The organism is Bosea sp. BIWAKO-01 (genome assembly GCF_001748145.1).
GTDB lineage: Bacteria > Pseudomonadota > Alphaproteobacteria > Rhizobiales > Beijerinckiaceae > Allobosea.
In genome coordinates this window covers 173,346-190,342 of sequence record NZ_BCQA01000002.1, presented here as the reverse complement: position 1 = coordinate 190,342, position 16,997 = coordinate 173,346, and the positions used below count along the sequence as shown (strand labels likewise).

The 16,997-nt window shown below is 62.1% G+C and carries 19 protein-coding genes and 2 pseudogenes; 16 read left to right on the top strand and 5 right to left on the bottom strand.

Going from position 1 to position 16,997, the window contains the following annotated elements; genetic code table 11:
- Positions 1 to 24 precede the first annotated feature (24 nt).
- Together BIWAKO_RS32645 and BIWAKO_RS32640 are read right to left on the bottom strand one after the other, a co-directional pair.
- Positions 25 to 732, bottom strand: coding sequence for a type 1 glutamine amidotransferase (locus BIWAKO_RS32645; RefSeq protein WP_069883145.1), 708 nt, complete (start codon positions 730 to 732; stop codon positions 25 to 27).
- Positions 729 to 1,454, bottom strand: a complete 726-nt coding sequence (locus tag BIWAKO_RS32640; RefSeq protein ID WP_069883144.1) for a GntR family transcriptional regulator — start codon at positions 1,452 to 1,454, stop codon at positions 729 to 731. Before BIWAKO_RS32640 ends, BIWAKO_RS32645 begins: the two co-directional genes overlap by 4 nt.
- Positions 1,455 to 1,970: 516 nt before the next feature.
- Between BIWAKO_RS32640 and groES the strand changes: the two genes are divergently transcribed.
- Entirely contained in the window at positions 1,971 to 2,258 is a 288-nt protein-coding gene (gene groES, locus BIWAKO_RS32635) for a co-chaperone GroES (RefSeq protein WP_069883143.1), read from the top strand.
- Positions 2,259 to 2,304: 46 nt separating this feature from the next.
- Entirely contained in the window at positions 2,305 to 3,942 is a 1,638-nt protein-coding gene (gene groL / locus BIWAKO_RS32630; RefSeq protein WP_069883142.1) for a chaperonin GroEL, read from the top strand.
- A gap of 121 nt (positions 3,943 to 4,063) precedes the next feature.
- On the opposite strand, the gene BIWAKO_RS36455 is transcribed toward groL, so the two are convergent.
- Entirely contained in the window at positions 4,064 to 4,390 is a 327-nt protein-coding gene (locus BIWAKO_RS36455; RefSeq protein WP_069883141.1) for a hypothetical protein, read from the bottom strand.
- A 51-nt stretch (positions 4,391 to 4,441) separates the two neighbouring features.
- Between BIWAKO_RS36455 and BIWAKO_RS36450 the strand changes: the two genes are divergently transcribed.
- Together BIWAKO_RS36450 and BIWAKO_RS35735 are read left to right on the top strand one after the other, a co-directional pair.
- The gene (locus BIWAKO_RS36450; RefSeq protein WP_069883140.1) at positions 4,442 to 4,846 is read left to right on the top strand and encodes a 3'-5' exonuclease; all 405 of its coding nucleotides are present in this window, start codon (positions 4,442 to 4,444) and stop codon (positions 4,844 to 4,846) included.
- 133 nt (positions 4,847 to 4,979) lie between these two features.
- On the top strand, positions 4,980 to 5,252 hold the full coding sequence (locus tag BIWAKO_RS35735; protein ID WP_141740450.1) for a hypothetical protein: 273 nt from the start codon (positions 4,980 to 4,982) through the stop codon (positions 5,250 to 5,252).
- A gap of 718 nt (positions 5,253 to 5,970) precedes the next feature.
- On the opposite strand, the gene BIWAKO_RS32615 is transcribed toward BIWAKO_RS35735, so the two are convergent.
- Positions 5,971 to 6,861 carry a LysR family transcriptional regulator gene (locus BIWAKO_RS32615; protein ID WP_069883139.1) on the bottom strand — a complete coding sequence of 297 codons (891 nt, stop codon included), beginning with the start codon at positions 6,859 to 6,861 and terminating at the stop codon, positions 5,971 to 5,973.
- Between the two features lie 110 nt (positions 6,862 to 6,971).
- Between BIWAKO_RS32615 and BIWAKO_RS32610 the strand changes: the two genes are divergently transcribed.
- The 11 genes and pseudogenes from BIWAKO_RS32610 to BIWAKO_RS32555 form a co-directional block, all read left to right on the top strand.
- Positions 6,972 to 7,628 (top strand): HD domain-containing protein, encoded by a 657-nt coding sequence (locus BIWAKO_RS32610; RefSeq protein WP_244523719.1) that lies wholly within the window; start codon positions 6,972 to 6,974, stop codon positions 7,626 to 7,628.
- 10 nt (positions 7,629 to 7,638) lie between these two features.
- Complete coding sequence (locus tag BIWAKO_RS32605) at positions 7,639 to 8,313, top strand: amino acid ABC transporter permease (RefSeq protein WP_069883138.1); 675 nt, start codon at positions 7,639 to 7,641, stop codon at positions 8,311 to 8,313.
- Positions 8,314 to 8,315: 2 nt separating this feature from the next.
- On the top strand, positions 8,316 to 8,687 hold the full coding sequence (locus BIWAKO_RS36975) for an ABC transporter permease subunit (RefSeq protein ID WP_244523718.1): 372 nt from the start codon (positions 8,316 to 8,318) through the stop codon (positions 8,685 to 8,687).
- The gene (locus BIWAKO_RS36970; protein ID WP_371332350.1) at positions 8,660 to 8,959 is read left to right on the top strand and encodes an ABC transporter permease subunit; all 300 of its coding nucleotides are present in this window, start codon (positions 8,660 to 8,662) and stop codon (positions 8,957 to 8,959) included. The genes BIWAKO_RS36975 and BIWAKO_RS36970 overlap by 28 nt, the downstream gene beginning before the upstream one ends.
- 19 nt (positions 8,960 to 8,978) lie before the next feature.
- Positions 8,979 to 9,779 carry a transporter substrate-binding domain-containing protein gene (locus tag BIWAKO_RS32595; RefSeq protein ID WP_069883137.1) on the top strand — a complete coding sequence of 267 codons (801 nt, stop codon included), beginning with the start codon at positions 8,979 to 8,981 and terminating at the stop codon, positions 9,777 to 9,779.
- A 1,049-nt stretch (positions 9,780 to 10,828) separates the two neighbouring features.
- Positions 10,829 to 11,029, top strand: a pseudogene (locus tag BIWAKO_RS32590) (helix-turn-helix domain-containing protein); the annotation flags it as partial.
- An 8-nt stretch (positions 11,030 to 11,037) separates the two neighbouring features.
- Positions 11,038 to 11,274: a hypothetical protein gene (locus tag BIWAKO_RS32585; RefSeq protein WP_141740449.1), complete on the top strand. Its 237-nt coding sequence runs from the start codon at positions 11,038 to 11,040 to the stop codon at positions 11,272 to 11,274.
- Between the two features lie 649 nt (positions 11,275 to 11,923).
- Positions 11,924 to 12,517: a hypothetical protein gene (locus BIWAKO_RS32580; RefSeq protein ID WP_141740448.1), complete on the top strand. Its 594-nt coding sequence runs from the start codon at positions 11,924 to 11,926 to the stop codon at positions 12,515 to 12,517.
- Positions 12,489 to 12,692, top strand: a complete 204-nt coding sequence (locus BIWAKO_RS32575; protein WP_069883133.1) for a hypothetical protein — start codon at positions 12,489 to 12,491, stop codon at positions 12,690 to 12,692. Before BIWAKO_RS32580 ends, BIWAKO_RS32575 begins: the two co-directional genes overlap by 29 nt.
- A gap of 66 nt (positions 12,693 to 12,758) precedes the next feature.
- Positions 12,759 to 13,043, top strand: coding sequence for a YncE family protein (locus BIWAKO_RS32570; RefSeq protein ID WP_069883132.1), 285 nt, complete (start codon positions 12,759 to 12,761; stop codon positions 13,041 to 13,043).
- 1,560 nt (positions 13,044 to 14,603) lie between these two features.
- Positions 14,604 to 15,629: pseudogene (locus BIWAKO_RS32555) on the top strand (IS110 family RNA-guided transposase); the annotation flags it as partial.
- Between the two features lie 428 nt (positions 15,630 to 16,057).
- Here the strand turns inward: BIWAKO_RS32555 and BIWAKO_RS32550 are convergent.
- A complete protein-coding gene (locus BIWAKO_RS32550) occupies positions 16,058 to 16,267 on the bottom strand; it encodes a hypothetical protein (RefSeq protein ID WP_069883128.1) in 210 nt (69 codons plus the stop codon).
- 152 nt (positions 16,268 to 16,419) lie between these two features.
- Between BIWAKO_RS32550 and BIWAKO_RS32545 the strand changes: the two genes are divergently transcribed.
- Positions 16,420 to 16,875, top strand: a complete 456-nt coding sequence (locus BIWAKO_RS32545; protein WP_069883127.1) for a universal stress protein — start codon at positions 16,420 to 16,422, stop codon at positions 16,873 to 16,875.
- Positions 16,876 to 16,997 lie beyond the last annotated feature (122 nt).

The window sequence follows — 16,997 nt, the reverse complement described above, 5'->3', positions numbered from 1 at the left end:
CTCTCCTCTTTGCCGAAGGGCGGTTTAGGCGGCGGTTGCGCCGCAAAGTGCGGCGAATTTGCTAAGCATGGTCTTGGCCGGCAGGGCCTCGTCGGCGGTTGCCTTCAGATCCTGGATATCGGCACCGTCGCGTTCCATCGTGGCGCGACTCTGCTCGAACCAGAGCTGCGCCTGCGCCTTCGTGATCTCGGGATGGCCCTGGATGCCCCAGACTTTGCGATCCCGAAAACGCCAGATCTGATTGGGGCAGAGGTCGCTGGACGCCAAGATCCGCATGTCTGGGTGGTCGGCGCGCACCTCGTCGTTGTGCCAGACGAACATGTAGACCCGCTCGCCGATCTCATCGGCGATGGCGTCGGTTTTCGCTTCCGGCTTAACGTCGAGCCACTTGTTGCCGACTTCGCAGAACGATCGGCGGAACACCTGATCGCGCCCGCAGAGTGCCGAGGCGAGGATTTGGCTGCCGAAACAGACGCCGAGCATGGGGATGCCGAGGGCATCGGCCTCCCGGATCAGATCGTGCTCGCGATTGATGAATGGAATGTCCTCGTACGCACCGTGGGGACTTCCGGAGAGGAATATGCCGTCATATCCGTCCAAGGTTTCGGGGAAGTCACCGTTGAAAACCCAACGAGCGTCGACGTCGAGGCCCCAGGCCTCAAAGCGTTCGGGCAACTTTGCCACCGACTCCTGCCTTGGGCCATTCTGCAGGAAAAGCATACGTCCGCTCATGACGTCGATCCTTGGTTCTTTCGGTCGCCGCGTGTGCCCGCCGGTGGGTCGTACGCCAGCGTGCCGGCGAGCAGGTCGAGGATTCCCTGGCGCGTATTGTCGAGATGGACCGTCATCGCCCGGGCAGCCGCATCGCCATCGCCTTGTTCCAAGGCTGCGACGATTGCGAGATGCTCATCTTTCCCCGGGGCGAAACGGCGAGGTATGCGAGCCAGTCCGAACATGCGGGTGCGCTCACGGAGGTCCTTGACGAGCCGAGCCATCATCCGGTTGCCACTTGCCTCTGCAATCGACAGATGGACGAGGTCATCGACGGTCCAATGGCGATCGTGAGATACCTCGCGCGGGTCGATCATCCCCTCGATGGCGGCACGCAATTCGACCAGCCGCGATGGCGCCATGTGGCCCGCTGCAAGCCGCGCGGTCTCGCCTTCGATGAGGCGGCGCGTCGCGAGAATCTCCATCACATCCTCGAACGAAACGCTCTGGACGGTGAGTATTCGCTTGTCGCGGCGCAGATAGCCTTCTCCCGCAAGGCGGCCGAGCGCCTCGCGAACCGGTGTTCGTGAGAGCCCGAGCTGTTCGGCAAGCTTGCGGTCCTGGACCACTGTGCCGCCCGGCAGCTCGCCGGCAAATATCATGCGCCTGATCTCGTGCATCGCGCGCACTGCGAGCGATTCATCAGGGAGCGCTTGGCCCGAGGAATGTACGGTCATCTCCATGTGGGATACTTTTGGTATACCAAGCATCCGGGTCAAGCGAGCCGCTGCAAAAATGAGCAGCACCGGCGCCTAACTTTCGATCACTCCCTTAAGTTTGAGGGCAGATCACGAGCATTCAACGGCGCTCACTTCCGACGAGATCGACCTCAGTCGAGAAGTTCCCAGGGCGCTGATCGATTGTGCCACCAATTGCAGACGCTGCTAGTGCCGCCGCATCGGCCCGTTAATCGCGAGAGCGGTGCCACGTCGCCTTGCGGTATTGCCGCCACGCCGCCGTTCGCATGTTTCGGAGCCGGTGGCTCTTGACGAGCATCTCTACCGTTTTCCGATGTCGCCGAGTGCCGCCCGGCTTCTAGATCGAACTCATAGCGGGAGGGCTCCTTGACTCTCGCGGCGGCCGCGCGCCTAGCTCCCGCCATCAGTTGGCACTCATAGATCGAAACTGCTAACGGGTACCCCTTGCGAGCCCGTTGAATGACGCTCGCACCGAAATCCTACCTATAGGAAGACAGAACCATGAAGTTCCGTCCGCTGCATGACCGCGTCGTGGTCCGTCGCCTTGATGGCGAAGAGAAGACCAAGGGTGGCATCATCATCCCCGAAACCGCCAAGGAAAAGCCCCAAGAGGGTGAAGTCGTCGCCGTCGGCCCTGGCGCCCGCGACGAAGCCGGCAAGCTCGTTACCCTGGACGTCAAGAAGGGCGATCGCGTCCTCTTCGGCAAGTGGTCGGGCACCGAGGTCAAGATCGATGGCCAGGATCTCCTGATCATGAAGGAATCCGACATCATGGGCGTCGTCGGCTGAACGCCACGCGACCTCCATTTCCCGTTTTCATTAAGGAGTAGCTCGCATGGCTGCTAAAGACGTCAAGTTCTCCACCGACGCGCGCGACCGGATGCTGCGCGGCGTCGAAATCCTCAACAACGCCGTCAAGGTCACGCTCGGTCCCAAGGGCCGCAACGTCGTGATCGACAAGTCGTTCGGCGCTCCCCGCATCACCAAGGACGGCGTCACCGTCGCCAAGGAGATCGAGCTCGCCGACAAGTTCGAGAACATGGGCGCCCAGATGGTGCGCGAAGTCGCTTCGAAGCAGAACGACCACGCCGGCGACGGCACCACCACGGCCACCGTTCTGGCCGCCGCGATCATGCGCGAAGGCCTGAAGTCGGTTGCCGCCGGCATGAACCCGATGGACCTGAAGCGCGGCATCGACCTCGCGGTCGAAGCCATCGTCACGGACCTGAAGAAGAACTCGAAGAAGGTCACCTCGAACGCGGAAGTCGCGCAGGTCGGCACCATCTCGGCCAACGGCGACGAGTCGGTCGGCAAGATGATCGCCACCGCGATGCAGAAGGTCGGCAACGAGGGTGTCATCACCGTCGAGGAGGCCAAGACCGCCGAGACCGAGCTTGATGTCGTCGAAGGCATGCAGTTCGACCGTGGCTATCTCTCGCCCTACTTCATCACCAATGCCGAGAAGATGGTTGCCGAGCTCGAGGACCCCTACATCCTCGTTTTCGAGAAGAAGCTGTCGTCGCTCCAGGCGATGCTGCCGATCCTCGAGGCCGTCGTTCAGACCGGCAAGCCGCTGCTGATCATCGCCGAGGACGTGGAAGGTGAGGCTCTCGCCACCCTCGTCGTCAACAAGCTCCGTGGCGGCCTGAAGGTCGCGGCCGTCAAGGCTCCGGGCTTCGGCGATCGCCGCAAGGCCATGCTCGAGGACATCTCGATCCTGACCGCCGGTCAGCTGATCTCGGAAGACCTCGGCATCAAGCTCGAGACCGTGACGCTCAACATGCTCGGCCGCGCCAAGAAGGTGCGTATCGAGAAGGAGAACACCACGATCATCGACGGCGCCGGCCAGAAGAAGGACATCGAGGGCCGCGTTGCGCAGATCAAGGCGCAGATCGAGGAGACCTCGTCTGACTACGACCGCGAGAAGCTCCAGGAGCGTCTGGCCAAGCTCGCCGGCGGCGTCGCGGTGATCCGCGTCGGCGGCGCGACCGAGGTCGAGGTCAAGGAGAAGAAGGACCGCGTCGACGATGCCCTGAACGCGACCCGCGCTGCGGTCGAAGAAGGCGTCCTGCCGGGTGGCGGCGTCGCGCTCCTGCGCGCCCTGTCGACCGTCAAGGCGATCAAGACCGCCAATGACGACCAGAAGACCGGCGTCGAGATCGTCCGCAAGGCGATCATGTCCCCTGCCAAGCAGATCGTCGACAACGCCGGCGATGACGGCGCTGTCGTGGTCGGCAAGCTGCTCGAGTCGAAGGACTACGCCTACGGCTACAACGCCCAGACCGGCGAGTACGGCGATCTGGTCAAGATGGGCATCATCGACCCGACCAAGGTCGTGCGCACGGCGATCCAGGACGCGGCTTCGATCGCCGGCCTGCTGATCACCACCGAGGCGATGATCGCCGAGCTGCCGAAGAAGGACGCCATGCCGGCTATGCCGGGCGGCGGCGGCATGGGCGGCATGGACTTCTGATCGTCCAGGCCTCTCTCTACCCCTCCAAGGAAGGCCCGGCGCAAGCCGGGCCTTTTTCGTTTCGACAGCACCGATATTGGCGAGGTTGGCCGAGGCGAACTGGCAGCCGCCCGGTGTCCTACTAATTACCGGCGGAGCCCCGCCACATCGCAGAGCCAGCAGCCCCGACCGCGCCCGGCTCCGCTGCGTCGACCTCGGCCAGCCAGTGCATCGAGATCAGGAAGTCGAGCATCAGCGCGTCATACTCGACCTGGCCGCCCAGGATCTCGCTTCCGCGCCTGTCGCGCGGCTCATCGTCGACTTCCTTCCTATTGCGAGTGGCGCACCACAGCCCGCCGCCCATCGGCGTCTCCTCGATCTTGTCGTTTTTGATCGCGATTTCGATGAGGAGGGGGAGTGTCGACTCCGCTCGCGATGGAACTGTTTCGTTGGACAGGCGCGCGAACACATCGCGTCAGGAAAGGTAGACCTCGCAAGTAAGGGGACCTTGAGGATCGTCATGGCCGTCGGACGCGACAGCATCGTCGCCATGTCGAGCGACTATGCTCATGGGAACCGCTTGGACCAGTTGATTGCCGATACGATCGACCGTGCCCACAGCCTCCTCGAGACCGGCGCCTCGGCAGCCGACGCGCTCGCGTCGTTCTCCGGCGACCGTGCGGTGCGGATCATGTCGATCCACAAGAGCAAAGGCCTCGAATTCGAAACGGTTTTCGTACTTGGCGTCGAGAAGCAGTCCTTTTGGGGTAACCAAGACGAAGAACGTTCGACCGACTTCGTCGGCATTTCGCGAGCCAAGAAGCAATTAGTTCTCACGATCTGCGACCAACGCTCACCGCCCGCAGGAGCGAACAACTGGCGGGTTCACCGGACGCCGCACGGCGAGTTCCTCGGTTACGTCTAGACTCCGGCATCGCTCAAGCTTGGCAGCGTACACGCTTCAATTGCGACTGCGCTTTGCCGTTCAATCGCGTCGTTTTCATCCGTTGATCTAGGTTTGGCTCCCGCTCCACGCCTGCGCTGGGTCCGAGACCAAAATGACCTTGTTGCTAGTTTCGCAACGAAGAGTCATGATGATGGTGGTGCTGGGCGGTGGCCGCCGCCCAGCACCGTCTTCGTCAAAGCATGAAGAAATGGGCCGCGAAACGCATGCTAAATGCGTTTCCGGTCTTTTTCATTCGCAGGTCGAACTTAAACGGCCAGATCATCCACTACCTCCTTTCCGCCGCATCAAGTCCGAACTGTTCGGACGAGTTCTTTGCGCGACAGAATCATTATGCATCCGACTGGGTCGTTTCGTCGAGTATTAGTGCGCCGCAAACCCTGTGGACACGACATCTTGTATGTATCGGTAGGTTTTGGGGATAAACTACATGCTTGCAGCCAACATTTTGAAATGACGAGTGTTTTCGGCCCGCAGAGTAGCGATGAGATCCCATTATTCTTCGCCAGAAAGCATAAGATTCGCGACGCGTACGGTTACCTATGCGTCAGCGCGGCGAAGGCCGAAGTGAATTAAGAGAGCGCCTTTGTTCATTGGGCTAAGGGCTTGAATAGAAGGCGTTAAGTACTGAACGTTCCCAGTCAGCCGCGGATCTGGAAACGCGTGCTTTCGCACGCTGGTAGGTTCGCGAAGGCGAAGAACGTTTACGGCGGAATAGCGGGATAGCCCCAGATCCGAACGTGATCTCGACAACGTTCCGGAAAAGCCACAGCGCGGACCGCCTCAACTGCGTCGATAGCGGCACGTTCCATCGGGACGGCAAGGCGATCCGCATTGCTGACATTGATGCTCCCGAAACGGGAGGCGCTTAGTGTCCCGAGAAAGCGGCTTTGTCGACCCAATAGCAGCTGAGACAGGCCGTAAGCCCAACGTCCGCTTCTCGGCAACCATCCAGTGTCTGCAAATGGCGCATCGCGGCCGGTCCGGCACGGCCACGATCGTTTCAACCCGCGACGCATATGGGATCCGGATCGGCTGGTCTTAGACGTTGGGGCACAGCTCCGGCGAGGGCATCAGGGCAGCGGTCAGTCGCTGAATGCGTGATTGCGAGCAACGGCTCTAATGGCGTCGGTTGTGACTGGCACAGCCAAGTCGAGCACGCCCCGCGGCAAGGCGATGAAGATGTCCTGCGACTTCACCGGCGGGAGGTGGTTTAGGTGGCAGAGCCGACCGGTGGCCAACGCATCGTCAACGAGTTTCAGCGGCATGATGCCAATTCCTGCGCCTGCGGTGACCAATCGCACTATCGCGGACATGCTGTTGCACATGCTGAAGGACGGTGGCTCCAGACCGTACTCCCTGAACCATTCAGCGGTGATCGTTCCGAGATTGGAAGGGGGTGGAGTGATAAAGATCCGCTGCTGAGTGATATCCGACGGTTCGCGTATCGTCTCTGCCGCGGCTGGGGCGCTGACCCAACCGACCGCTTGTCCACCGAGTCTATCATAGCGTAGGTCGGGTAGGATAGGCGGGCTCGAAACCACCGCTACGTCAAGTTCCCCGGCCTCGAGCTTGAGTGTCAACGTATGGCTCAGGTCGACGACGACTGACACGTCGAGATCAGGATGCCGTTCTGCGAGATCGCGTAGCAACTCGGGCAGGCAGACGGCGGCGAATGCGTCCATAACGCCGAGCCGCAGGAGGCCGGTCGCCGATTGGCCCGCCCGCATCTGGTGCTGCATCTCTTGCGCCAGCGTCAGCAGGCGCTCGGCGTTGACAAAGAATGCCTGGCCCTGGGGCGTCATGCGTATCGGCTGGCTGCTCCGGGACAGCAACGAACGGCCGAGCTGTCGTTCCAGCTCCTTGACGCGATACGTCACGGTCGGCTGGGCAAGCCGCATCCGTTCTGCAGCGGCATGGAAATTGCGCAGCTTCGCTACCCAATAGAAAGCTTCGATGAGCTTCAGATTTAACATGCCGGAAGCGATCAGGTTTCTTGATCAAGCTAACGGCATTTTCGATTGGAATCCAGCGAAGCCGCGCGACTAGGGTGACGGATCGAGCGATCAACCGGATCGAGGTTCCCGTGCCCAGCCTACCCGCATCTGTACTCAGCGATGTTCCTTCGGCGGTGCGCGCCACCATCCTCGAAGACCTCCCGGAGATCGCCGGCATCGTCAATGACGAGCTGCGCGAAAAGGTCATTCAGGCGTGGGCGTTGTCCCTTCGCGACTCGTCGTTCGCACGGATCTCCGACATTCCCGGCGAAGGCGCCCCCAACCACTTTGTGCTGAAGGCCGGCAGCCAGGAGCTGCATCTGCGCGGCGTGGCACGGCTTGCCGTCAATACCGTCGACGAGTTCCGCCGCACTTTCCCGCATGTCGAAGTCGACCGCGACATCGTGCTGGCCGGCGCGCTCTGCCATGATATCGGTAAGTGCTGGGAATGCGACCCAGCCAATCTGGAGCGCTGGCAGGCGAGACCGGACCGGACCGGCTATCCGTCGCTGCGCCATTCCGTCTACGGCGCTCATATCTGCCTCGCCGCCGGCCTGCCCGAGGCCATCGCCCATATCGCGCTGGGTCACTCGATGGAAGGGCAGCACATCAAGCTGAGCACGGAATGCATGATCGTCCGCTGGGCCGACAACACCTGGTGGTACAGTGCCGCGACGATGGGACTGTGCCATCCGGACAGTCTCGGGGCGGCCGGGCCGATGATGACGCCGCGTCCCCTGATGTGAACCGCAGATCATGACCGGCTATATCCTCACTTTCGGACCGGTCCTACAGCGCTGGCCGCTCCTACTGGAGGGACTGACGCTCACCCTTCTCCTGACGGCCATCGGCGTGGTGATGGGCACTGGGCTCGGCCTGTTGCTTGCCTTGGCGCGCCGGGCGGATGCTTGGCCGCTGCGCTGGCTCTCGCGGGCCTATGTCGAGATTTTCCGCAACACCCCGCTGCTCGTCCAGCTCTTTGTCGTCTTCCTCGGCTTGCCTTCGATCGGAATACGGCTGTCGCCGGTGGCGGCCGCGGCTCTCACCCTGGTGCTGAACAACGCCGCGTACACCTGCGAAATCATCCGCGCCGGTCTTGCAGCTACCCCGGTTGGGCAGATTGAAGCGGCCAAGAGCCTGGCGCTCCGGCCTTGGCAAACGCTGGCCTTTGTCGTGCTGCCGCCGGCGCTGGCGCGCATCTACCCGGCCCTCGTCAGCCAGAACGTCCTGCTGATGCTCTCGACGGGCATCACTTCGGCCATCGGCACACAGGAACTCACGGCTGCGGCCTCCGACATCAACTCGGACACGTTCCGTAGCATCGAAGCCTTCGCGCTCGCCGCAGCGTTCTATCTCGCGCTGAATTATCTGCAGCGTTTGCTGCTATGGGCTCTGGGCCGCCCTCTGTTCCGAAGCACGAACTGGGCCTGATCATGCGCAGCTTCGGCCCCAATGAAATGGTCTACATCGTTCTGGCGGCCCGCTGGACTGTTCTGCTCGCCACGTGCGCACTGGCGGGTGGAGTTGTATTCGGCGCCCTGCTGACGGCGGTCGGACTTGCGCGTCACTCGGTGGCGCGCAACGGCGTCACGATCTTCGTACAATTCGTCCAGGGAACGCCGCTGCTGATACTGCTGTTGCTCGCCTATTTCGGGCTGAGCGCCATAGGCCTCGAACTCGGTGCCCTGCTGTCCAGCGCGCTCGCGTTGACGCTCTACGCTGGCGCCTATTTCTCGACGATCTGGCGTGGCGCCATCCGCGCAGTCGGCTCCGGACAGTGGGAGGGGCGACTGCGCTTGGGCTGAACCGCTGGCTCAGATTCCGTCTCGTGATCTTCCCGCAGGCGCTAAGGATGGCGCTGGCGCCGACATGCGGGTTCACAGTCCAGCTCATCAAGAACACCTCGCTCGCCGCGCTTGTCGGCTTCGTCGAGCTGACTCGCGCCGGGCAAATCGTGAGCAACGCCACCTTCCAGCCGCTACTCGCATTCAGCGTGGTGGCGGCCGCTTATTTCGTGATGTGCCTGCCATTCACGCTGCTGTCCGAATGGTTGGAGCATCGACATGCCCATCCATAGCAAAAGGGGAGCCGATCCAATGTTGAACGTCTTTGGGAGATTTGCGCGTAGCTCGGCCGCTGCGCTGCTGTTGCTCGCAATGGGACCGGTTGCCGTCAATTCTCAGACGCTGGACGCCGTGCTGAAGCGGGGAAGAATTCTCGTCGGCGTCAACATCGCATCTCCTCCGTTCGGAACGACCGATGCCAAGATGGAGCCGGACGGCTACGACGTCGACATCGCGAAGATGTTGGCCAAGGACCTCGGCGTGCAACTGGAAATCGTCTCGGTCACCAACGAGAACCGGATTCCGACGCTGCTGACCGGCAAGGCCGATGTGATAGCAGCCACGCTGCAGATCACCCCCGAACGGGCAAAGTCAGTCCTCTTTACGTCGCCCTACGGCATGCACCAGTCGATGGTGATCGGACCGCCGGAGCTCAAGGTCACGAATCTCGCCGATCTCGCCGGCAAGCGCGTCGGCGTCTCCCGCGGCTCGGCTTATGCAAACATCCTGGCCCAGGCGAATATCCCCGGAATGCAGCTTGTCCAGTTCGCCGACGATAGCGCCAATCTCAACGCGCTCGTCGCCGGTCAGGTCGACGCCGCCGGAACCGTGTCCTACCTCGCCGCGGAACTGAAGAAACGGTACCCAGAAAAGGGCTTCGAGCAGAAGGTCAAGCTGACGGACAACGTCTATGCGATGGGCGTTCGACGCGGCGATTTCGATTTCCAGCGGTGGGTCAACACATTCCTGTTCGTGAACATCCTCAACGGCAAGATTGGCCAGACCTACGAGAAATGGATGGGTGACGCCTGGAAGACGCTGCCGCCGTTCTGAAAGAGGCCCGAGAGTGCTGCGGTATAACAGCAGTTGAGGGGCCGCCTGGGGATAATCCCGTGCGGCCATCAACTACCGAGCCCGGCATGTCTGGACATGCGATTTTGAATGTCCGCTTGTTGGTAGCCATCTGAAGTCCGCTGCTGGCGCTGGGCTGCCCCGATTAGTCCACATTGTGGATTATCCAACATGGCGAGTGGAATATTCGACAGTAGGGTTGCACCCGGCTTGCGCCTCACCAGTCATGGGCGCGTCGAAGCGTGAGCTAGAGTCCGCGAATCCCAAAGGCGCGTCGGTAGAGCCGGCTCCGGATGCAGCACGAACTCGAGGATATTCTTCGACCAGCCGCAAGCCGAGGCCGCGACCCAGCCGATATCGGGAAGCATGATCTGAAGTCCTGCTCATCGCTTCCGTGCCGGCGATGCCCTCGTCAAAGCGCAATCTGGCGCGTCGGGTCGAGAGATCCACGAGCGTGCAGGAGCTGAAAACGCCCGTCGTGCCACAAGAAGCTACTGACCTGGATGGGCCGGAGTCTCGATGCTGCTCACCTTCGTGGCGTTCCTCGTCTGCTTCGAATTGCCCCGCGAGCAGGAACGCTTACGCGAGGGACCGCGGGTGGGCGCTTTTGCAGAAACGGACCCTTCCGGGGCGGAAGGAGGCCGGGCGACCATCTACTAACAACCGCCCGGCCAGTCACGCGCGGGCCGGGGAGGAGAAACCGGCGCGGTAGGCCTCGAGTGAGAATGCTCGTGGAATTGAGCGAGGAGGTCAATGGCGCGCCTCGCTGCGCCACAGGTTGAAGTCCTTCGGAGCGCCACGCCGAGGCCGATGACCGGACGGGGGGCGGGCGCAGAATGCCCTGCTGCGCGAGTTGAGAAAGCGTCGGGAACTAATGCCCCTCAGGCCCGCAGCAGCGCGGTCGACAGTTCCGCCACCCCTGCTCGAATTCACCAATTCTTAACCTTGAGGGCGCCCCCTTGTCGTCGTCCATCAGAGCTGGGGGCTCGGAGAGGACCGTGACCATGCCCGACCTAGACCTGGATCACGCCGTCGTGGAGCAGCTCGTCGGCCTGCCTGTTGCCGACGTCGAGCGTGACCTGATTTTGGCGACGCTGCGGGAGACAGGGGGCAACCGCACCCATGCGGCGAACATGCTCGGCATCGCCATCCGCACGCTGCGCAACAAGATCAGCGCGTATTCTGCCAACGGCCATGACGTGCCCGACCCGCCGCAGCCAGCGGCGCAATGAGCAGCGGCATGTCTCTCCATCCGTCAGACGCGGCATCCGCCGGAAATCTCATTTCGACGTCGACAATGGCGGGTCTGTTGCGATGTCTTGTACAAAAAGGTGTGCTGGAACCGGATGACATTCGCGAGATCTACGAAACCGCGCTCCTGCTTCTGGAGCAGCAGCAGGGCAGCCTAGCGGTGAAGCGGGAGGTGTTCATGGCCGCACGGACTGTCTTGGAAAACGGCCTTCAACCACGCGGATGAGGAGAGCGGGAGTTATCGAGCCGATGCCGAAGCATCCAGGCTGGCCCCATCATCTCGCTCCAGCTCATGAACGATCTGACGCGGCGTCGGGCGACCGATCCAAATTTGGCTTGCATCGCGCATTCATCGGGCGGGTTCGACTCCCGCCGCCGCACCAAAGACCCCAACCGGCTAGCCGGAGGCGGCAAACCTCCGTCAGGCTCCCGGAGTTCGAGGGCGCAATGCAATCGAGACGCTCGGTCGAGTCGGAAGCCGCACAACGTTCGTAGGCCGTGCGGCTCGTTCGGTGAGGGCCACCGCCTCTAGCAGAAGCTCGATAGCACGCCGCAGCCGATCGTCTTCTGGGCAGTCATCCTCAAGTGTAAGGAACGCGTGCATCAGGAAGGCTCTGCATTGGCGATAGTTGCTCATGGCGGGCAAGATGTCGCCGAGAGATGAATGCCCGGCAAAGTGATTCAGCGCAATTCGATCCACCAGGCATGGTTCACTCTTAGTCCACCAATTCGCTAAGCATCTTCATTTCGCGGACGAGCCCCGAACTATGCAGAGCCGCAGCGCCGTCATGTCGCCGGGGATCGGATGCTTGACAAGGACGGCCAGGGCGCCAACTTGAAGCGTGACCTTCCTTCGAGCTCGGGCTGTGTATGGCGTGGCTGGCCACGGCGGGCTGACGATCTGCTGCGACGCCTTCGCTCCCTTCCTGCAGCCCGATACGCCCCGTTCACAGGCGGTAAAGTGGCTGTTTGCGCCCGGTCTGCCCCGTGACGCGGCCCCCATGCTGTTCGGGCAGAGCCGTTTCGTGCAGCGCTTCCCGCTGTACCTGGACGGCCTCTATCCGCCGCATCGGGCCGACGACGGCGCCCCAGGCCCTGCAAGGACAAGGCAGGCTGCACTGGGGGCAACGGTGCGGGGCGGGATGATCGAGGACAATACCGACGATATCGGGCAACCGACGGTGCGGATCGGTTCGGTCACCTGGGCTGCAGATCCGGCCATGCTGGGCGCAACCGACAAGATCTCCCGGATCGTTGGGCAACTCGCCATCGACGGCCGTCCGATTGCCTTGAGCCTGGCGATCTCGCCAGGGGGCGAGGGCGTGACGCTCGAGATCAGGTTCAGGGGCGAAGGCGAGGCCGAGCTCGGCGTGCCCCGCATTCGCCGGACCGGAGATCGCTCGGGGGAGCCGATGGACATGGTCGGCCGCAGGCAGACCAATGGCGTTTCTCTTCATCCCCGCGGCTGATCCGCAGTCGCTTCGGAATATCACGAACGCCATATTGCAAGGGCAATGGATCGACGTGCCGGTCCGGCGCACGAGCGAAACCCGCTACATCTTGACGATGGAACTGGCCCGCACTGGTCAGGCGCTGCTCAAGCGTGCCTTCGCAGATTGGAATCTGCCGGGTGCTCCTCCGTGAACAACTAATTGTCGCACCGCGAGACCTGCAGGTGGGGTGAACGTCTCAAATAGCCGGGAGGATCCCATGCGCGCCCTCGCGACGCTGCCGGTCATCGTGCTGATCGGATTGCTCGTTGGATCGGTGGTCACGGCCGGCGCAGAAGTGCCACTGATTCTTGATCGCACGATACCACTCGATGGTGTCTCCGGCAGGATCGGCCATGTGGCCGTCGACATCGCTGGGCAGCGCTTGCTCGTTGCCGAACTTGGGAATGACAGCTTCGACATCGTCGACCTCAAAGCCGAGAGTATCCTGAACCGCATTGGCGGACTAAGGGAACCGCAGGGTATCGCCTACGTGCCAGACTAGGATGTAATTGTTGTCACGAATGCCGGTGACGGCTCCGTGCGGTTCTTTCACGCCACAAACATGTCGCTGAAGGAAGCATCCCGAGATCGTGACCGGTCACAGCGTTCCGAGGTCGATTCAGCTAGGGCTGGTCCGCTTCCGACCCCATCTGAGACATTCGACGATCGATCTCTGGTGACCCGGTTGGACCATCTGAGACGTTGAGAAGGCCCGTTTCCGGGCTCCCAGCCAAACTTGGTCATGAACGTGCCGGCTCGTGATCTTAATTGGCCCTTCCAGGCCTATTGGCTCACCGGCCTCTATGTTTGGGGCGCTTCCGGCGTGAGACCGTGACGGCGCATGATGTCCGCCATCCTGACCCAGTCCGGCGGGCCACCGGCTGCGGCGTTGACCACTTCAAACACCTCGCGGAAATACTCCGGACCGATCGCGGCCGGCGTAATCACCGGCACTACTACGAGGACTAGTCGTGACCGGCCTTGTCGAATTGCGAACTGTTAGGTGCATCCCCTCACAGTCCTCACAGTTGGAACCCGTAAGACTGTGAGGGGGGAATTGATTCCAAAGATGAGTGTGAAGGTGTGAGGGGAGCTCGCCTTTTCAACCTGTCCCTGTTCGGCCATGCGCCCGAGAGCTCGATCTCGCACGCTAGGAGCCGTGGACTTCTTGGGATTCCCATGGGCGCTGATGCGTGATTCGCGCGCACACAGCATAAACCCCACCACGCGCGGAAAACGCCGGCTCGCAGGAAACTTTCCCAGCGCTCGCCCTTTACACCGCCAGGCGCTTGCGGCCGTGTTTCCAGAAGGCAACGCGGCCGGGTGAGGCAAGCTTACCGCAGCGCGAGCATCGGAACGAGCCGGCGAGCTTCACAAGCGACTTTTCACGAGCCCACTCAGGCAGATCGTGAACCGGTTTCAGCACAGCCTCGCAGCAGACGATCTGAATGTGCGTGTAGGCTTCCGCATCTACGACCTTACGGATTGGCGCAGTGCGCTCGTCCAATTGTATCATCGGATGGTTAGCTTGCCTTGGATCTACGGATGCAATTGCGCCTGTACTCGCGGCGCATTTCCTTGATTTGCTCCCGATCGACCCGAGCTGTGTGTCCTGGCTTGGTGGCCTTGCGGGCTTCCTCGCGACACGCCTCGCGAACGCTATCGCCCTTCGCGCCGCTCTGCCTGGCGTCCGTAGGCGATGCGAAGATAGCCAAAGATGCGAGAGCAAACGCTTGGAGACGCATGGCGGACTCCTCTTTTCGGGGCAAGGTTCGCAACTAATGACGCTACTAGAGATTGGTCCGGCGTCTAGTGGATAGAAGCTAACGCTTACCCGCTCACGACCGCCCTTCCTGGCTCGCGGAAGGCCGCCAGGCCGTGCCCACTAGCAGACGTCCCGAACGTCGCCGGAGGGTCACACCACCCATCGCTCGTTCGGACGAAATGCGCCATTTGCGGACATTGGCGCATTGCCCAAAAGCAGATGGGGTGGATGGCTCCCGCTCCCGGCGTGCAGCGCCACAGTGGTGCTGTCACGCAGCACGAGCTTGGAGCGACCACGATGGAGATCACGACTGTCGGCATCGACTTGGCCAAGAATGTCTTCCAGGTGCACGCTATCAGCGGAACAGGAGAGGTCCTCGCTCGTCGAGCACTGAGGCGAGCTCAGGTCATACCCTTCTTCCGCAGGCTTTCTCCCTGCCTGGTCGGCATGGAGGCCTGCGGCACGAGCCATCACTGGGCGCGCGAACTGACCTCTCTGGGGCATACTGTGCGATTGATGCCGCCGGCCTACGTCAAGCCATACGTGAAGCGAGGCAAGACCGACGCCGCTGATGCGGAGGCGATCTGCGAGGCGCTCACGCGCCGGACCATGCGCTTCGTCCCGGTCAAGTCTGTCGAGCAGCAGGCCGCGCTGGCCCTTCATCGGACCCGCGACCTCCTCGTTCGTCAGCGTACGCAACTCATCAACATGATCCGGGGGCTCCTGGCCGAGTTCGGCATCGATATCCCGAAGGGCATCACCCACGCCCTGGCCTTTGTGCGACGCGCTGTGGCCGGTGGCGCGCATGAGGTTCTCGATCTCGCCGCCAAGGTGATCAGCGCCTTGGCCGAGCAAGCGATCGAAGTTCAGAACCGCATCCGCCAGCTCGAACGAGACTTGCTGGTCTGGTACCGATCGAACGATCTCGCGCGGCGCATTGCCACCGTCCCCGGCGTGGGCCTGCTCGGAGCGAGCGCGCTGGCGGCCACTGTCACCGATCCGACCCAGTTCCGCTCCGGGCGCCAGTTCGCGGCCTGGCTGGGACTGACGCCGCTCAACAACTCCAGCGGCGGCAAGGAGCGCCTCGGCCGCATCTCCAAAATGGGCGATCAATACCTGCGGCGCCTTCTGGTCACGGGCATGACGTCGCTGGTCAGACGCAACAAGCACCACCCCGATGCAGCGGATCCTCGCGTGAACGCGCTACTCACCCGCAAGCCGATACGGCTCGTCACCGTCGCCCTGGCGAACCGGGCAGCGCGGGCGATCTGGGCCATCATGGTTCGGGGCGAGATTTATCGCATGCCAGCGCCCAGCGTGGCAGCAGCTGAGGATCAGTGGCAAATCAGCGCGCTACACGCGCGAAGGAGGTTGCGAGGACCCTGTGATGATGGCGCACCGGTCAGACTGGGGATGAGGACAACCCGCCTAACGTCGAGGGCATAAAAGCCCGCAAAGCAGAATGGGACCTTATCCACGGAAACCATCAGGGCCAGCGGTCAATGACCGCGCGAACAGGCCGGACACAAGACTGCACCCGACCATCACGCCAAACCGTCACAGACCCCTTGCAACGCGGGAGCCATCCACACAAGACGCTACGAGTCTGCTGACCAGAGTTCCGCTCTCGACCACCCTATGGGCTATGGGGACATTCCGCCCGAGCCGACGAGCGCAGCTTGCCGGGAGACGGCGTTGGCGCTGCAGTCGCTCCCGCCGAATGGAACGGGGTGGGCGTTCTCGGCGTCCGCCTATAGGTCCCGTCTGATACCCGGATTGTTTGTCTCCCAGACGTGGATCGCGTTCTTGAGTGCCATCAACTCCCGGTGACTGCTTCCATCCTGGACCGAGAGCGCCTTGATGCGGTGGATCGCGAGGGCGTAGTCCTCATCTGTCTCGATCGTGAAGGTGGGCGGGTCGGACCTACAGGATTCCGGCGCGTGTTGGATTGTCGTCTTCATGGCGACCTCCGAACGAAGGAGCGACTGGTGAATTGTACTCCAGGTGAGAGAGTTCGCGTTTGCGTCAAATCAACCCGCCCGCTGTTCCGGGAGCACCAAAACCCGCTCAGACCTAACCTATAACTGTGGGAACGAAGGGAGCAGGTCGGACAATGTACAAGCTAATTCTCATACCGACAGACGGATCGGAATTTGCCCAGAAGGGCGTGAATCATGGCCTGAACCTAGCCAAGAGCGTGGGAGCCAAGGTCATCATTATCACCGTAACAGAGCCGCTTCCGATCTATGCCGGCGCCGCCACGGCCGGCGCCGGGTGGGCGCCGCCACCGATGGAGACGGTGGAGTATGAGGCGAGTCAGACACAAGCGGCTGAGAAAACACTGGCTGATGCCAGAACTGCTGCAGATCGTCTCGGCGTCGACGCCGAGACCGTTCATATTCCCCAGGCTCACCCGGCCGAGGCAATCGTAGAAGTCGCCAATAGCCGTCACTGCAGCCTCATTGTCATGGCCTCACACGGCCGACGCGGGCTCCGTCGCCTTTTGCTGGGCAGCCAGACCTCCGAGGTGCTCTCCAACAGTTCGGTAGCCGTTCTGGTGGTCATGTAGTGCAGATGCGGCGAAGGCAGCAGGGAGCGATTGATCGAATCGGCTGAATGTCCAAAGGCATTTGCACTACGCCGCGCTGCATTTCAGGCTGGGGGCCGGGAAACGTCCGCAGTCCACCCAAC

What these genes read in the sequence shown, in the direction of transcription:
- BIWAKO_RS32645 (WP_069883145.1), bottom strand. Translation starts at nt 732, where the DNA reads ATGAGCGGACGTATGCTTTTCCTGCAGAATGGCCCAAGGCAGGAGTCG.
- BIWAKO_RS32640 (WP_069883144.1), bottom strand. Translation starts at nt 1,454, where the DNA reads ATGGAGATGACCGTACATTCCTCGGGCCAAGCGCTCCCTGATGAATCG.
- groES (WP_069883143.1), top strand. Translation starts at nt 1,971, where the DNA reads ATGAAGTTCCGTCCGCTGCATGACCGCGTCGTGGTCCGTCGCCTTGAT.
- groL (WP_069883142.1), top strand. Translation starts at nt 2,305, where the DNA reads ATGGCTGCTAAAGACGTCAAGTTCTCCACCGACGCGCGCGACCGGATG.
- BIWAKO_RS36450 (WP_069883140.1), top strand. Translation starts at nt 4,442, where the DNA reads ATGGCCGTCGGACGCGACAGCATCGTCGCCATGTCGAGCGACTATGCT.
- BIWAKO_RS35735 (WP_141740450.1), top strand. Translation starts at nt 4,980, where the DNA reads ATGACCTTGTTGCTAGTTTCGCAACGAAGAGTCATGATGATGGTGGTG.
- BIWAKO_RS32615 (WP_069883139.1), bottom strand. Translation starts at nt 6,861, where the DNA reads ATGTTAAATCTGAAGCTCATCGAAGCTTTCTATTGGGTAGCGAAGCTG.
- BIWAKO_RS32605 (WP_069883138.1), top strand. Translation starts at nt 7,639, where the DNA reads ATGACCGGCTATATCCTCACTTTCGGACCGGTCCTACAGCGCTGGCCG.
- BIWAKO_RS36975 (WP_244523718.1), top strand. Translation starts at nt 8,316, where the DNA reads ATGCGCAGCTTCGGCCCCAATGAAATGGTCTACATCGTTCTGGCGGCC.
- BIWAKO_RS32595 (WP_069883137.1), top strand. Translation starts at nt 8,979, where the DNA reads ATGTTGAACGTCTTTGGGAGATTTGCGCGTAGCTCGGCCGCTGCGCTG.
- BIWAKO_RS32585 (WP_141740449.1), top strand. Translation starts at nt 11,038, where the DNA reads ATGTCTCTCCATCCGTCAGACGCGGCATCCGCCGGAAATCTCATTTCG.
- BIWAKO_RS32575 (WP_069883133.1), top strand. Translation starts at nt 12,489, where the DNA reads ATGGCGTTTCTCTTCATCCCCGCGGCTGATCCGCAGTCGCTTCGGAAT.
- BIWAKO_RS32570 (WP_069883132.1), top strand. Translation starts at nt 12,759, where the DNA reads ATGCGCGCCCTCGCGACGCTGCCGGTCATCGTGCTGATCGGATTGCTC.
- BIWAKO_RS32550 (WP_069883128.1), bottom strand. Translation starts at nt 16,267, where the DNA reads ATGAAGACGACAATCCAACACGCGCCGGAATCCTGTAGGTCCGACCCG.
- BIWAKO_RS32545 (WP_069883127.1), top strand. Translation starts at nt 16,420, where the DNA reads ATGTACAAGCTAATTCTCATACCGACAGACGGATCGGAATTTGCCCAG.